Below are 15,590 nucleotides of genomic sequence, written 5' to 3'. Positions count from 1 at the left end.
AACATAATAATAATCACTAACTGGAGACGTTGGCATGCGCTTATATTATCGATACATAGCCTTGTTGATAGCCACAACTTTAACCTTAGGTTGTACTAGCTATCCACAACAAGGGACTGGCGGTCTGGCGGAGTCTTACGCCTCCGCAGGGTTTTCTCCCGTGATGCCAGACGAACCACTTGGCCCTGAACACGGTTTGCGATTTGATTGGCAGCTTGCCAAGTTGCATCTAGACGCGCTAATTCGTGAAGGGGCTAAATGGTGTTTTCCTGCCGCAGTAGTACAAGCCTTAGAAAAACAAAACCGTATTGCGCGTGAACTAGAGGGTGGGCTATTACTTGATGCAGCCAACGATTTAGTGATTCAACGCAACCGTCTGAATCGGTTAGAACAGCAGTTAGATTATGTCACTTCGCAAACTCGTTGTGCTCCACCGAGTGATCAAAATCAATTAAACCAACAATTAGCGATTGTTGATAAGTTGTTTAATCTACTCAATGTCGATAACCAATTCGCCTTTAATTCTATAGAAATCAACCCCAAATTTATGGGCCATTTAGCGCAAGCTACCCACTTATTAAATGAGTATCCAATGCTCTCCGTTGTGGTGACAGGCCATGCTGATTCAACAGGAAGTGAAGAACACAACAACAAACTAGCCAAAGGCCGAGCAGAGCAAGTAAAACGCTACTTAACCATTTTTGGTTTAGAAGCCAAACGCGTTTCAACACAATCTTTAGGCGATAGTTTACCCTTATACCAAGGCGACTCACCAGCTGTTCAATTAACAAATCGTCGCGTTAGCATTGAAATCATCTCAACCGAAGAGCACTCAGTGACTCCGTCACTAGGAGGACTTTATGAATAAGCTCAATCTTCTCATTCTAATCATTTTAGCCATATTCATTCAGCCGTCACTAGCGAAAGAAACGATGGTTCAAGTCGGCGATCTTATTCAAGTCAATCTTCCTGGTGAAGAAGAGTTAAATCGTGGTTTCCAAGTGGACAAACGTGGTCGTATCACTCTACCTGAAATTGGGCCTATTTTTGTTGTGGGTTACGATGAAGGACAATTAAGTAAAAGCGTGACCGAAGCATTAAGTACCGTATTTCGTGATTTATCTAATGCGAAAATATTCATTGCAGAGCAACAGGTATTAATCTCGGTGCAAGGTTATGTTTCTTCCCCTGGTGAGTATACTTTGCCCAGCAATGCTGATATTCAGACGGCGCTTCACGCTGCTGGCGGTCTGAGATCCGGCGCACAGCTCGATAAAATGCAGCTTAAACGTGGTGGTGAAAAATCCGAATTTAATTACAAGGCCTTTTTAGATTCCGGTAACGACAATACCCTACCGAAACTTCAGTCTCTTGATACCTTATTTGTTCCAGCCTCACCACTTGTGGGTAATATCGAGCAAGAATTTGATGCTGCAAAATTGGCTAATTCGGGTGACAGTGCGGATAGTCGTAATGCAATTAAAGTCTTTGGTGAAGTGAATGCCCCCGGCTCATTCACTTATCAAAACAGCTCAGACTTGGTTGATATTTTAATGCGATCTGGTGGTGTCACTCGTTATGCTGGCGTGGAACAAATTCGAATTATCACCAATAACAATCCGCAGATTTTTAATCTTAAGCGATATCTTGATACTGGAGACAGTGGCTTACTACCAACCCTTTCACCAGGAACGACTATTTTTGTACCTAAACAAGAAGAGGAGATTAAATCTGGTGCAAATATGGTTTATGTGATGGGCGAAGTGGCTCGCCCTGGTGCTTTTGAAGGTAAGAAAGGTGCAACCTTCATGGATATTTTGGCTAACGCCGGCGGGCCAACGCGCTTTGCAGAATCTCGTCAAATTCGCATCATTAAAGCTAACGGCCAGGTGATCCGCTTTGATCTAACCGCATACACCGAAGGACTAACGGGTGAAAATCCTCCTAGCATCGCATCCGGTGACGCTATTTTCGTTCCCGAAAAAACAGACATGAATGAAAAATCATGGCTGAAAGTAGCACCAGACCGTGCTGTCAGTGTAATTGGTGAAGTTATTCGACCTGGGCGTGTTGAATGGTCTGACGAAATGGATTTAATGGATCTACTCGCACATGTGGGTGGCCCAACATTACGCGCAGATACCACCAGAATAGAAGTAGTAACAGCGGATAATCGTCTGCATGTTTTTAACCTTGATGCTTATATTCAAAAAGGAGCCCCGACGTCGGAATTGCCTTTGATTCGTGCTGGCTCAATCATTCGAATTCACGATCTTCCTCAAGATCCATCGGATAATAAATCACAATGGGTACGCCAAAGTTCGGAGGCTTCTATTTATCTATTCGGCCAAATCAACGCCCCGGGGCGCTATCGTTTCACCACGGAAATGCACTTCCTAGATATTCTTTCTGCGGCTGATGGCCCGACAAAAGACGCAGATATCCATAACATTCGCATTACTCATCGCGATAAAACCTATGCACAGGTCAGCAAGTTGAATTTATCGCTTTATTTTGAAACTGGTGATGAAAATCTGCTGCCTAAAGTTAAACCCGGTGACACCATTTATATTCCAGAGAAAAACCGTAACTGGCTCGATCGCTCTAAAGAATCAACGGTACGTGTACTTGGTTCTGTGAATAAGCCCGGCCGATATGTATTTAACGACACAATGACTATTCTCGATATTTTGGCTGAAGCTGGTGGTCCGAGTGACTCCGCTTATCTTGAGAAAATTACTGTGGTTAATATGTCATGTTGTCAAGGGCAGGCGCGTTCATTCAACTTAGTCGAATTTAGTAAAACCGCGAATATCTATCAACTTCCCGTACTGCGTGCTGGTGATACCATTTACATTCCTGATCGCAGTGAGAGTTTCATGGAAAAAGCACGTGTCGGTTTAGAGGATATTTTGCGTCTAACTACCACCATCGTACTGATAGGAGCTTTATAATGTGTATTCCTGCAACCCATGCTGAAATTGAGCAAATCTATATGGCGGCAGAGTTAGCAGACTGCCACTCACTGTGTATTACCGCCTGTCAAACTGGTGAGGGTGTAACTTCGGTAGCAAGTGCACTCGCCGAACGTTATTTACTTGCAGGCCATCAAACATTATTAGTGGATTTAAACCTATTTAACCCCGCCTTTCGCAACTTGGAATTGACCATTAATAGTAATCAACAACAAGAGTATTGGATAGAAAATAAAGAGACCCATCAGTTATTTACTGGGCTTGCCATTCCCAATGAACGTGCAACCCAACTGGCCTATAAAGATCCAAATACCATGGCAAAGGCGGTAGCCGGTTGGATGAGCAAATTTGACCGCGTCATTGTTGATACCTCACCATTACTGCAGGTTAATAAAGGGAATATTCCCGCACAAAGCGTTGCCAGTGCGTGTGATAAAACCATTCTAGTGGTAATGGGCGGTGCCACTACTTCCGGCCAAATCAGTACCGCAATGAATTTATTACAGTCGGAGAAAATCGACTTTTTGGGCTCGGTTCTCAATATAAAAAACCAACCGCCGTTGAGTCAAGAGTTGGTCAGAGAATTAGACCGCATTCCTTTTATTCCTCAATCTTGGCGCGAACGAATCAATCACTGGTTACTAAAAAATAGTTTCCTTTCTGTTTCTGCTTAACAACACGCTTTTAATCCTTGGCGTAAAACTTGCGCCTTCTCTCAGCTTACAGAAAAAGCTGACTTATAAGCCACGATAAAGGAAACAAAGGCTATGATAAATAATAAGTTTGGAATAGTGCTAGGTGAGAAGTTAATGACAAAAGATGAGATGGAACAATGGGTTGATGAGTCTATTTTACAACAGATGATTAAAGATACTGGTGTAGAAGTCATCCCTTTTCTTATTGAGCATTACCTCAAAGAGTGCGAATTACGTCTCTCTAAAATTCAACTCGCAACGATAGAACAAAACCTACCAGCGCTAGAGTTTGAATCACATACTTTGGGTAGTACTTCTCTTGCTTTGGGTAATCGCCGCCTGTCTGAATTAGCTCGCAAGATAGAAAAACATTGCCTCATAGGAGAGGCTGATATTGCATTTAGCCTTATTCCTGAATTAGAAAAGCTAGCGCATGATTCTATACGCGCGCTAATTCAACGTAAAGCTCTCGGATTCTGAAATGCCTCAACTTCAAATAATTGGCGAACAGCATTTCACACAATCTTAACCTTATGCTAGAAAATATGGATACAGGTGAATATCAAGCTATAGAACAAGGACGTGAAAATGAGACCCAAAGTATTACTCGTTGAAGATTCCACCTCCCTTGCCGTACTTTATAAACAGTATGTCAAAGATGAGCCCTATGACCTGTTTCATGTAGAAACGGGGCTAGAAGCCATCGCATTTATCGAACGTAACGTACCACAATTAGTCATTTTAGACTTAAAGCTACCCGACATGTCTGGAGAGCAGGTACTGGATTGGATTTCTGACAATCAAATACCAACCGCCGTTATTGTGGCCACCGCGCATGGTTCTGTCGATATCGCAGTCACCTTAATGAATAAAGGCGCAGAAGACTTTCTGGAAAAACCGATCAAAGCAGATCGACTCAAAACTTCGGTTAATCTACATCTAAAGCGAGCCAAGCTAGAGCATCTAGTTGAAGATATTAACAATAAATTCGATAGAACTCGTTTCCATGGTTTTATTGGTGCTTGCCTGCCAATGCAAGCAGTATACAAAATTATTGATTCCGTCGCTCCAACAACTGCGAGTGTCTTTATCAATGGTGAGAGTGGGACGGGTAAAGAGGTGTGTGCTGAAGCCATTCACAAAGAAAGCCAACGCAGAGATAAACCCTTCATCGCCATTAACTGTGGTGCGATTCCACGTGATTTAATGGAAAGTGAGATTTTTGGTCATGTTAAAGGCGCATTCACTGGCGCAACAACAGACCGTAAAGGGGCAGCATCATTGGCTGATGGCGGAACACTATTTCTCGATGAATTGTGTGAAATGGAATTGGAGATGCAAAAGAAGCTATTGCGGTTTTTGCAGACAGGAACCTTTACTCCTTTAGGTTCTTCCAAGGAACACAAAGTTGATTTGCGAATCATTTGTGCCACAAACCGAGACCCTCTAAAAGAAGTTGAAGAAGGGCGTTTCCGCGAAGACCTTTATTATCGTGTTCATGTGGTACCGATTGAAATGCCACCATTGCGTGAACGTGGAAATGATATTGTAACGCTAGCAAATCATTTTTTACTGCAATATGCCAAACAAGATAAGAAGAAATTCACAGGTATCAGCCGTGATGTGGAGGCGGTATTCAAACGTTATACGTGGCCTGGCAATGTACGTCAGCTACAAAATATTATCCGTAATATCGTGGTGCTAAATGATGAGAGTAAAGTTTCCGTTGCGCACCTACCAGCTCAAATGCATCAACAACGAACTGTCAAAATCGAATTGGTTAGTGATACAGCTTCTTCAACAATGTCAGCCACACCTCTGTCGGAAGTGAGCGCGGTTGGTCATCACGAAGCAATTCCTTTATCGGAAAACCTATCTTCTCCTCATCAAATGGTGATTCGCCCCATGTGGCAAATAGAACGAGAAACCATACAGCAAGCGATCGATTTTTGTGATGGTAATGTGCTTAATGCCGCAGTGTTACTAGAGCTGAGCCCTTCGACTGTTTACCGGAAAAAACAGGCATGGGAAATGGAAGATGAACAAACTCATAGCCAATAAGGTTTGGTTGCTGCTCGATAGCTTAGTGTTTGGTGGGATTGAAACCTATGTGCTTGAATTGGCTCGTGGGCTTTTGTCTCATGACGTGAATGTGGAAGTTATATTTATCCAGCGGTATGAGCAAAGTAACCAACTTGCTCTACAACTGGCGAAATATCAGATCCCTTTCTTTTATCTTTCCGAGCGTTCCTCAACAAACAATCCGTTTTATGCTCTGATACAAGTGGTAAAAGATGAAAAGCCCAGCGTAATTCACTCCCATGGTTATAAAGCCAGTATTTTCAGCAAATTATTGGTATGTGTACCGGGTTGTAACGTGAGACAAATTAGCACCTTTCATGCCGGTGAAACGCCAAAAGGGCGCGTTTGGTTTTACGATACACTTGATCGCTACACGAGTTTTCTATCTAAACACCGCTTTGCCGTCAGTGAAAAAGTGGCTCGAAAAATCCCATATCCGGCGTTAGTATTGAATAATTTTCTTAATGTGGGTGATCTTCATCTTTCACTAGGAAAACAAATTGCCTTTATTGGGCGCTTAAGTCATGAAAAGGCGCCCGATCATTTTCATCGCCTAGCACAAGCAAGCCCTAACCTTTCATTCCATTGTTACGGCTCTGGACCAATGGAAAAAATACTCAAGGCAAAAAAATCACACAATCTTAAGTTACATGGTCATCAAATTGAGATGAATATTGTTTGGCCAAAAGTTGGTTTGCTGGTGATTTGCTCACGCTATGAGGGACTGCCTATGGCGGCATTAGAAGCTATGGCGCGTGGTATTCCCATCGCTACCGTTGATGTTGGTGACCTCCCCAAATTAGTTATCCATGGAAACAATGGATTTATTGTTGATCACTATTCTCAGCTTTCTGATGTTATCGAGCGTTGGTCGACAATGAGCTCACAACAAAAAGAGTCCTTGAGCCAACATGCCAAACAAACTATTCAAGAGCACTATTCTAGTGATGTAATGATTCCAACAATCCTTGGCTTTTATTTTACTTAAACTGACTCTCATTTTGAGAAAATGCCATCCCCTAGCTATCCTGACATTACCTCAATAAAATAATACTTTTAAAAACAGTCAAATAGCACAATTTTATCATTGGCACTCCATTTGCAATCCTTTCCTTAACGAAAGCAAAAGGAGGTATTATCATGAAAAACCGTAAACGCGTGTTGTTTGTCCATTACGGTGATAATTGGATTCGCGGTAGTGAACAATGTTTGCTTGATTTAGTTACGCACCTAAACCGAGCTCAATACACTCCTTATGTCTGGACCAATTGCGAAGCCCTGCATCATAGAATGCAAAACGATGCAGTGCACAGTGAGTATTCTCCATTTACTTTACTTCTAGGCTGGAAAGCCCCTCGATTCAGCGTGCTAGGTTGGTATCGCTTAGTAAAACAAGGCATCGATTATATAAAACGGGCGCAAATCGATATCATCCATGTCAACAGCGGCGCTCCCTGCCAGTGGATGAGCCTTGCAGCTAGAATCACCAAAACACCGATGGTGACACAACTACATTCTGACTATCCAATGCGCGATCGCCTAACGCTCGGGCTGCATTTTTCGCCACATATTATTGCCGTCAGCAAAGCGATTACTGAGCATTTACGTCGTGATGGATATAAACGTGATCGCCTCTCCGTCATTCATAATGGTATTGATGTTGATCGGCTTAAACATTTTTCTGCGGTTGATTTAAATGAAAAATTGGGGATTGCTGATGATGCTTACGTCTTCATTACCGTTGGTTCTTTAATACATCGTAAAGGGATTGATCGTATATTGTCGGCGATCCGCCATCTGGCATTAGAATATCCCAATACTCATTTATTGGTGATTGGCGAAGGACCTCAACGGCATTCTTTAGAACTCAATGCGGATGAGCTGCATATCAATAATCATGTCCATTTCGTGGGTGAGCAAACTAACGTTCAGGGTTGGCTTCATGCATCAAATGCGTTTGTCAGCGGGGCTCGAAATGAGGCGTTTGGCTTGGTGATTATTGAAGCTGCACTTGCCGAACTACCGATTGTTGCCCCCAGAGTGGGCGGCATACCTGAAATTATTCGCCATAAGCAAACTGGGCTTCTTTATGAAAACTCCTCGATCAAACCTTTAGTCGAAGCAATGCGAGCCGTGATGAAGCATCCTTACCCTGCACGGGCGCTTGGTGTACGCGCAAAACAGAATGTACTTGCCCGCCATACAATCCAACATAATGCGCGAGCGATTGAGTTTGTGTACGAACAGTTATTAGAAGCGCAAAACTTACCAGAGTTTTCTTGGTTAGCGGCATTTCGCCCAGTGAAAACTTACATAACAAAGCATTTTGCTTAGGAGGGGATGATGAACTCTCACCCAACTCATTGTATTATTTTTGACCCCATCGCCTTTAAAGGCGGGTCAAAAATCGCGACCAGAGAAGCGTTATCTTTATGTGACCACACCACCACGCGCTTTACCGTGATCACATCCAGTTTAGAGTCATGGCAAGACGTTGGATTTAGCGACAAGCAAACGGTCGATTTTATTTCATTACCTTCATTTCGTTTTATTGCCAAAACGACTTCTGGGTTTGCATTTTGGTTTAAGCAATGCATTTATAGTCTTTATCTGTTGTTCCTTTTATTGAAGCTTAGTCGGGTTTCAATAGCAATTGGAGCATCTGGTCCGGGTATTGATATGCCTCTTTATCTTCTAAGACCAATCTTTCGCTTTAAACTATTGCAGTTTATCCACGGCCCTGTCGCTTGCTCACGATCAATTGGTTATTGCTTAACTCAAGCAAACTCTGTCTTTTATCTACCGTCCACTCAACGCAGTTTAATCAATGCCCTTTGCCGTTATTACCAAACTCAATACACTTATCTTGATGCTAGTTTAATTGCACAATTTGTCTGTCAAAGCCGCCAGTTTACTCCTTTTGTTAATGGTATCACTCAAGATAAATGGCCATCGCCTTGCCAATATGAAACTCCAGTGGTGTTTTGGTGTGCTTCACTACTCAAATGGAAAGGGTTAGACCTATTGTCTGAGTCACTCTCCGAGATAAACGAGATTCAATCTTGTCGTGCAAATATCTGCTTTATTCGCCCGCAAGATATCTCGCTCCCTTGCAGTATCGCACCACAAAAACTAGCTCTAGCTCAGTGGTACGAAGACCCGAAAAATCTGGATGATATACGTCGACAAAGCAATATATTCGTATCAACTAGCCACCATGAGCCGTTTGGCTTGTCGATATTAGAAGCATTAGCAGCGGGTATGTGTGTCCTCATCCCACAAGATGGGGCGTATTGGGATAACGTTTTAACTCATGATCTGAATTGTATTAAGTATCAACCTAATAATAGCAACAGTCTAAGCGAAGCAATTTTATATGCCAGCGCTGAACGATTAGTCGTCGCAAGAATTGGTACTAAAGCTGCGCAATTTGCACACCAATATCATGCTGAAAGTACATATTGGGCTATTGGTTATGCTATCAATCATCATAACAAGAGACTACCTTCTACGGCTCCTATGTCGCTAAGGAGTTCATTGTGATTCTGTCGCAACCAATGAAAAACATGGGTATTTATGCCTTAAGTCTATTTCTCAGTAAGGGTGTCTCTTTATTCATGCTGCCTTTAATTACCTACTACTTAACGGTTGACCAAGTCGGAAAGCTCGAGCTTCTGGCTACCATCAGCGCATGTTTCGGCATTATGGCAGGTTTAGCCTTACATGAATGTCTATACCGATTTGCCGGAGTAAAAAAAACACAGCATCAACGATGGATAAAAGCAAGCGAGTTGTTCACCTTTGCATTGATATTGGGCACATTGATTGCTATAGGCTTTTGGCTAGTTTTTCAATTCATTCGTTTCTCCACTTCCGTGAGTTTACCTTTTACAGTACAAGAGCAAAGCTTGATTTTATTGGTTGTTGGATTAGAAGGCGCCATTGCGATCAGTACCGCTTGGTTAAGGATGATCGACAAACCAATGTTGTTTTTTAAAATCAGTATTACAACAACGGGTATGCAAGTATGTGGCATTATGGCGATATTACATCTATTTCCGACGGTTATAGGTATCCTAACGGTAGGCGCTGTAGCAAGCGTTGTTCAGTTATTATTGCTTCAACACCACAATCACTTTGATTGGCAGTGGCCTGCACGACCTAAAGTGTATCTAGGTTATGCACTTCCTCTAGCTCTATCAGGCTTAATTGCTTTTGGATTGAGTGGCTCAGAGCGTTGGATCATCGCCTTTTCAAGCTCACTAGAGCAGTTGGCTCATTACGCTATTGCCATCAAACTTTCCTTAGCAATGTGTATACTGGTTCAACCTTTTGGTATGTGGTGGATGCCCAAACGCTTCACTACCTTGGAGCAAAAAGGCCCACAACAAGCGGTAAAATACACACAATATGGCATGGTTTATATTGCGTTACTCACAGTCACTATCGCATTTGCTGGGCAAGTCATTATCCTTTTTTCCTTACCATTAGAATATGCCGATGCAGCCAAAATGTTGATTGGTACCTTAGCCGTTGCATTTTTTAAAGAGCAAAGTGAGCTGTTTAATCTGGGTTTACTTCATCATAAAAAAACACATTGGTTATTCGCAATTAACCTTACCGCTACCACTGCCGGTTTAACCCTGTGTGGGTTTTGGGCTACTATTGGGATTAGCGGAATACTGATTGCTCTGATCATTGCTCAAGGCTTTCGTTGCTTATTGGTTATCTATTTCAGCCATCAATTACAGCCTATCCCCTATGCTTACAAAAGCTCTATCGCATTGATGCTCTGCGTTGGTTTTTGCTTGATCATCGCATGGCATGCTGAATTTCTCTGGATGTTAATCGTGGGGTCTATTCTCGCACCAATTATGATATTGCTAATGGCACTGATAACACGTCTTGTCATTTTGCCTAGTGCTTGGTTTCATCCTTCATTCAAACTCAGCAGCCGATAGTAAGGAAGCCAGTATGGAGATAAATAAAGTCAGCCGTATTTCAACAATTATTATGGTTAGCTCGCTTTGCTTAGGGATCGCCCTACTTTGGTTATATATTCCTAACCCAGCAGTTCCTATTGCCATTTCCTTACTGCCGTTTGCTATTTTGTTCGTAATTAACCAGACTTTCTGGTTAGTAACCTTATTTGTGGTGTTTTCTTTCTTTCGCTTGCATGAAGCGTTTCCCATTTTATTTGCACTAAAAATCCCACTCCTTCTTTCACTTGGCGCGTTATCAGCCCTACTTTGGCACACCTTAATAAGCCGAGACTTAAAAGTCTATTGGCACCACTCATTAACTTTCTTAACGATATTCTGGGTATTGGTTATCATCGGTATTGCATTTGCCTCGAATCGTGGAGAAGCTCTGGCGAATTTTAAAAGTATTTATTGGAAGATCATTGTTATGACACTTGCCATCGTTTGGCTGGTGAATACTTCACAGAACCTAGGACGAATTTCACTGTTAATTACGTTATCTGGCATGTTGATTGCCATGGTGGCGATCAGCAATTCTATTAATCAAATAGGGCTAGTGGAAGGAACTCGTGTCACCATTGGTCGTGAATTAGGCTCTATGCTGGGAGATCCTAATGATCTAGCACTAGTGCTGATGTTTCCATTGGCTTTTTCCATTAGTTTAACAACGACTCAAGGTATTCATGGTTTCGTTCGTTTTATTGGTCTTGTTGCCACCGTTTTATTAATAGCAGCAGTGATTGCAACCCAAAGCCGCGGAGGATTACTCGGCGCTTTAGCAGTGATTGGTATTTATGCCTTTAAATTAATTCGATCCAAAGTGCTTTTGCTTAGTATCGGCGCTGTTGGCGCTTTGGTGATGTACTATGCGGCAGGTATTTCAGATCGAGCTTCCGGCGGCGCTGCTGAGGCTGGAATTGATGCTTCGGCAATGGGCCGTTTATATGCATGGGAAGCTGCGTTTAAAATGGCATTAGATAGACCTTTGACTGGCGTTGGTTTAAACAATTTTTACTCAAACTATTTTTTTTACAGCCCACATTGGGATGGCTTGAATCATGCTGTACATAGCACCTGGTTTGGCGTACTGGCTGAAACCGGTTTTCTTGGACTGGCGGTTTTTATCCTATTTATCATTTCGCTTATTGTAACCGCCCGCAGAACACTAAAACACCTTGACCATCATCAATCTGTCGTTGCACCAAACCTCATCGCGGCCGCCAACGCCGTCTATGCTGGTTTAATGGGGACCATTGTCTCTGGAACCTTTTTAACCCAAGGTTTTAACTGGCCCATTTACATTTTGGCCGCACTCACAGTTGCTGTTTCCTATATCGCTCAAAACGATTGTCAAAATGAGAATTAATCAGTTGATTATTTCAATTGATAACTATCCATTTGATTTTTAATACATTATTTTATGGCACATAACATGAACTATTAAAAGAAAAAGACTTCGTTATTTTTCAAAATAGGACATTGTTTATGCTGGCATCTAGAGTTCATCAATTCAAAATTTGGTTGCAATATCACCCAAATACTTCATTGCGTTCTATTTTCTTTTTATTGAAAAAGATGCGCTCGTTTGAAATCCCATTCCCGCAAATATGGAATAAAGCGTTGTACTTCTTTCTAACGCTGATCCGCACATTTATTAGCAATTTGTCTCGCTTATTGTTTTATACCCCAGCATTTAGAGGTAGAACATCTCAAAGTGGGCAACGCTTGTATTTGTATGGCGGGCTCCCTTTTATTAGTGGTCCTTTACACATTCAACTCGGCGACGACTGTCGTATCTCTGGGCAGACTACATTTAGCGGGCGCACTGCTTCACAAAACCCACAACTATTGGTTGGGAATAATGTTGATATCGGTTGGCAAACCACAATTGCGGTGGGTAATAAAGTTGTAATTAGCGACAACGTTCGAATAGCCGGTAAAGGATTTCTATGTGGTTATTCTGGCCATCCACTGGATGCGAAACGTCGCGCTTTAGGTGAAGCCGATGATCTCAACCAAGTCGGTGACATTATTTTAGAAAAGGATGTCTGGTTGGGTACCAATGTCACCGTAAAAAGTGGTGTCACCATAGGTCAAGGCAGTGTCATCGCCGCTGGCAGTGTTGTAACAAAAAGTATTCCGCCTTTTGTTATTGCCGCAGGAAATCCTGCGCAAGTGATAAAAACCCTCAAGTAAGGAGACATCGTATGCGCGATCTAATTGTATTTGGTGAAGATTGGGGTGGCCTACCCTCAAGTACTCAACACTTGGTTGGTCGTTTGGCACAAGATCGTCAAGTGGTATGGGTTAACTCGATTGGCTTACGTCAACCAGCGCTTACATGGCGGGATTCAACGCGCGCTGTGCAAAAAATACTAGGTAAAGCTAAAACTGGCTATAACCACTCAGCTAAACAAACTGAGTTAAATTCAATCAAAGTCGTTAATTTACGCACAATACCAGCGCCAAAAAGTGCGATAGCACGCCGTATTGCAAGGGATGTCATGCTACACCAACTGCATCCTATCCTAGAAAAAATGTCGCTTAGCTCGCCGATTTTATGGAGCTCGTTACCAACCGCTGCCGATCTTTGCGGGCATTTGAATGAATCGGCGGTGGTGTATTATTGTGGGGATGACTTTTCTGCTTTAGCGGGGGTTGATCATCGTGTGGTTACAATGCATGAACGATGCCTTGCTGAAAAAGCGAATTTAATTTTCGCCGCCAGTGAAAATATCAAAGCTAAATTTCCAGCGTGTAAAACACAACTTCTTCCTCATGGCGTTGATACTCAGCTTTTTTCAACTCCGTCACCACGTGCTAGCGACCTACCGAACAATGGCAAGCCTATCGCAGGTTTTTATGGCAGCTTATCTCAATGGCTTGATTACGATTTAATTCATCACATTGCGTGCAACTTACCCAACTGGGAATTTGTGTTCATCGGTCCTATAGAATTATCGTCGTGCCAATTACCTAAGTTACCTAACGTGCATTACCTTGGCCCTAAAGCGCATTATTTACTGCCTAGTTACAGCCAACACTGGAATGTAAGCTTACTGCCCTTCAAAGCAAACCAGCAGATCCAAGCCTGTAGTCCGTTAAAGTTAATGGAGTACTTAGCTGCAGGCAGTGCGATTGTCACAACTGATTTTCCGGCATTGAAGCCATACCGTAAGCACGTAAATATTGCTCAAAATAGTGAAGAAATGGTCAGTATGCTGCATCTTGCTTGCCAGCAACCAAAACTTCCCCGAGATATCGTGACTCAAGAGAGTTGGGATAGCCGCAGTCAATTCGTCAATTGGATGTTGGAGCTATTATGAATCAACTAAAATTACGTCTATTGGTGATTCTTTGCGGGGCATGGCGCAGACGCTATTTAATTGCACTGCCAATGCTTATTTTACCTGTAGTTGGCTTACTCGTCTCCTACCTCACTCCGCTAAAATACCAATCACATACTAGTATGTTGATCCAAGAAACCGCCAAAATGAATCCTTTTTTGGAAGATATCGCAGTATCAACCATGCTCAATGATCGCATGAGCGCACTCAGCACTCTCTTGAAGAGTCGCCATGTTCTATTTTCAGTTGCTCAGGAGCTTGAATTGGTCAATGACACGATGTCGGGTAGCGAGATAGAAAGAGCCATCAACAAATTATCCAACAACCTTTCAATCAGCATGCTTGGCAAAGATTTTATTAAAATTGAGTTACAAGGTTCATCCCCTAAAGGCATGAAAGAGACGTTGCAAGCCGTGAGCGAACATTTTATTGACCAATTACTTGCACCTGAACGCTCATCAATTCGAGACTCAAGCGATTTTTTAACCATGCATATTGAAAAACGTAGGGCTGAGTTGGATGTTGCAGAAAATGCGCTCGCTATTTATAACAACCAAAATTCATCCGTTTCACCGGAAATGCAAACGCAAAGTTTAAATCGGCTTGCGGCTTTAAAACAATCATTGTCAGAAAAGGAGGCTGAGTTATCCGGCGTTAAAAAAGGACTAGGTAGCTTGGATGAACAGCTTTCAAAAACCAATCCGGTGATCGGTAAAATTGAAGATAAAATAATTCAAATACGCAGTGATTTAGCATTGCTTCAATCAAAATACACCGACTCTCATAGTTTGGTGCAAGCTAAAAAACGCGAATTATCGCGTTTAGAGTTAGAAAGAACGACCATACTCGGACAAGGGCACCCTAACTTGAATAGTGACCAGCTATGGGATATAGCCAGTAGTAATACATTGTCTGATTTAAATGAAGTTCAGCCATTACTCGTCACTCAACTGCAAGGCCTACAAAATGCACGTAGCCGTTATGAAGCGTTAAATGAGGAAACAAAAAGCTTACGCCAAATCATTTTCGAATTAGAGAACAAAGCTAATAACTTTGGTGACAATGCCAAAGAATTATACCGTTTAAAACGCGATGTACAGATTAAGCGTCAGTTGTACGATGAGTTACTACAGCGCTATGAAATGGCGCAACTAACCGGTTCTCTTGGTGTGTTTGAACAAAACAAACGGGTGAAAATCATCGATTTACCTTATACACCAAGCACACCATCCAATCTGCCTAGCATTTTGTTTGTGATAGCAGGCTTTATTGCTGGGATTGCATTAGGCTGTGGGCTTGCCACAGTAAGTGAATTGTTTGATACCAGCATTCGTCGTCGTGATGAATTGGAAAACCTCACCAAATCTCCCGTTCTTACCGTTATACCGAAAGTCTCTCTTTGATTTTGCAAATCTAACGTTCAATTCGATTCTCAGATTGGAATTGAACGTTAGCCTCAATAAAAAAACCACCTAATGCATTGAAAAACAATGCCATTTTTATTGGCAT

13 protein-coding genes are annotated in these 15,590 nt (G+C 42.3%); all 13 read left to right on the top strand.

The annotated features are described in order from the left end of the window. The first annotated feature begins 34 nt into the window (after positions 1–34). The 13 genes from MCT08_RS08505 to MCT08_RS08445 all read left to right on the top strand — a co-directional run bounded on the left by MCT08_RS08505 (position 35) and on the right by MCT08_RS08445 (position 15,484). Positions 35–868 carry an OmpA family protein gene (locus tag MCT08_RS08505; RefSeq protein WP_053311498.1) on the top strand — a complete coding sequence of 278 codons (834 nt, stop codon included), beginning with the start codon at positions 35–37 and terminating at the stop codon, positions 866–868. Beyond that, positions 861–2,954: an SLBB domain-containing protein gene (locus MCT08_RS08500; RefSeq protein WP_053311497.1), complete on the top strand. Its 2,094-nt coding sequence runs from the start codon at positions 861–863 to the stop codon at positions 2,952–2,954. Before MCT08_RS08505 ends, MCT08_RS08500 begins: the two co-directional genes overlap by 8 nt. Continuing rightward, the gene (locus tag MCT08_RS08495; RefSeq protein ID WP_053311496.1) at positions 2,954–3,649 is read left to right on the top strand and encodes a P-loop NTPase family protein; all 696 of its coding nucleotides are present in this window, start codon (positions 2,954–2,956) and stop codon (positions 3,647–3,649) included. Before MCT08_RS08500 ends, MCT08_RS08495 begins: the two co-directional genes overlap by 1 nt. A gap of 93 nt (positions 3,650–3,742) precedes the next feature. Next, a complete protein-coding gene (locus MCT08_RS08490) occupies positions 3,743–4,150 on the top strand; it encodes an Hpt domain-containing protein (protein WP_274672674.1) in 408 nt (135 codons plus the stop codon). Positions 4,151–4,258: 108 nt separating this feature from the next. Then, positions 4,259–5,731: a sigma-54-dependent transcriptional regulator gene (locus MCT08_RS08485; RefSeq protein ID WP_053311495.1), complete on the top strand. Its 1,473-nt coding sequence runs from the start codon at positions 4,259–4,261 to the stop codon at positions 5,729–5,731. Continuing rightward, entirely contained in the window at positions 5,709–6,740 is a 1,032-nt protein-coding gene (locus MCT08_RS08480) for a glycosyltransferase family 4 protein (RefSeq protein WP_274678243.1), read from the top strand. Before MCT08_RS08485 ends, MCT08_RS08480 begins: the two co-directional genes overlap by 23 nt. Positions 6,741–6,892: 152 nt before the next feature. Beyond that, positions 6,893–8,086 carry a glycosyltransferase gene (locus tag MCT08_RS08475; RefSeq protein ID WP_171980505.1) on the top strand — a complete coding sequence of 398 codons (1,194 nt, stop codon included), beginning with the start codon at positions 6,893–6,895 and terminating at the stop codon, positions 8,084–8,086. Between the two features lie 9 nt (positions 8,087–8,095). Then, positions 8,096–9,295 (top strand): glycosyltransferase family 4 protein, encoded by a 1,200-nt coding sequence (locus MCT08_RS08470; protein ID WP_274675910.1) that lies wholly within the window; start codon positions 8,096–8,098, stop codon positions 9,293–9,295. Further along, entirely contained in the window at positions 9,292–10,713 is a 1,422-nt protein-coding gene (locus MCT08_RS08465) for a lipopolysaccharide biosynthesis protein (RefSeq protein WP_274678242.1), read from the top strand. Before MCT08_RS08470 ends, MCT08_RS08465 begins: the two co-directional genes overlap by 4 nt. Positions 10,714–10,726: 13 nt before the next feature. After that, the gene (locus MCT08_RS08460; protein WP_053311490.1) at positions 10,727–12,100 is read left to right on the top strand and encodes an O-antigen ligase family protein; all 1,374 of its coding nucleotides are present in this window, start codon (positions 10,727–10,729) and stop codon (positions 12,098–12,100) included. Between the two features lie 119 nt (positions 12,101–12,219). Next, the gene (locus MCT08_RS08455) at positions 12,220–12,930 is read left to right on the top strand and encodes an acyltransferase (RefSeq protein ID WP_053311489.1); all 711 of its coding nucleotides are present in this window, start codon (positions 12,220–12,222) and stop codon (positions 12,928–12,930) included. A gap of 11 nt (positions 12,931–12,941) precedes the next feature. Next, positions 12,942–14,060, top strand: a complete 1,119-nt coding sequence (locus tag MCT08_RS08450; RefSeq protein WP_053311488.1) for a glycosyltransferase family protein — start codon at positions 12,942–12,944, stop codon at positions 14,058–14,060. Then, positions 14,057–15,484 (top strand): GumC family protein, encoded by a 1,428-nt coding sequence (locus tag MCT08_RS08445; protein ID WP_053311487.1) that lies wholly within the window; start codon positions 14,057–14,059, stop codon positions 15,482–15,484. The genes MCT08_RS08450 and MCT08_RS08445 overlap by 4 nt, the downstream gene beginning before the upstream one ends. Positions 15,485–15,590: the final 106 nt, after the last annotated feature.

The organism is Vibrio aestuarianus (assembly GCF_028858425.1).
Lineage (GTDB): Bacteria > Pseudomonadota > Gammaproteobacteria > Enterobacterales > Vibrionaceae > Vibrio > Vibrio aestuarianus.
This window is presented reverse-complemented; position numbering and strand designations above follow the sequence as displayed.

Bases quoted from the DNA above. Each gene is read 5' to 3' on its own strand.
- MCT08_RS08480 (WP_274678243.1), top strand. From the start codon at position 5,709: ATGAACAAACTCATAGCCAATAAGGTTTGGTTGCTGCTCGATAGCTTA.
- MCT08_RS08495 (WP_053311496.1), top strand. From the start codon at position 2,954: ATGTGTATTCCTGCAACCCATGCTGAAATTGAGCAAATCTATATGGCG.
- MCT08_RS08500 (WP_053311497.1), top strand. From the start codon at position 861: ATGAATAAGCTCAATCTTCTCATTCTAATCATTTTAGCCATATTCATT.
- MCT08_RS08455 (WP_053311489.1), top strand. From the start codon at position 12,220: ATGCTGGCATCTAGAGTTCATCAATTCAAAATTTGGTTGCAATATCAC.
- MCT08_RS08470 (WP_274675910.1), top strand. From the start codon at position 8,096: ATGAACTCTCACCCAACTCATTGTATTATTTTTGACCCCATCGCCTTT.
- MCT08_RS08490 (WP_274672674.1), top strand. From the start codon at position 3,743: ATGATAAATAATAAGTTTGGAATAGTGCTAGGTGAGAAGTTAATGACA.
- MCT08_RS08485 (WP_053311495.1), top strand. From the start codon at position 4,259: ATGAGACCCAAAGTATTACTCGTTGAAGATTCCACCTCCCTTGCCGTA.
- MCT08_RS08475 (WP_171980505.1), top strand. From the start codon at position 6,893: ATGAAAAACCGTAAACGCGTGTTGTTTGTCCATTACGGTGATAATTGG.
- MCT08_RS08505 (WP_053311498.1), top strand. From the start codon at position 35: ATGCGCTTATATTATCGATACATAGCCTTGTTGATAGCCACAACTTTA.
- MCT08_RS08450 (WP_053311488.1), top strand. From the start codon at position 12,942: ATGCGCGATCTAATTGTATTTGGTGAAGATTGGGGTGGCCTACCCTCA.
- MCT08_RS08460 (WP_053311490.1), top strand. From the start codon at position 10,727: ATGGAGATAAATAAAGTCAGCCGTATTTCAACAATTATTATGGTTAGC.
- MCT08_RS08445 (WP_053311487.1), top strand. From the start codon at position 14,057: ATGAATCAACTAAAATTACGTCTATTGGTGATTCTTTGCGGGGCATGG.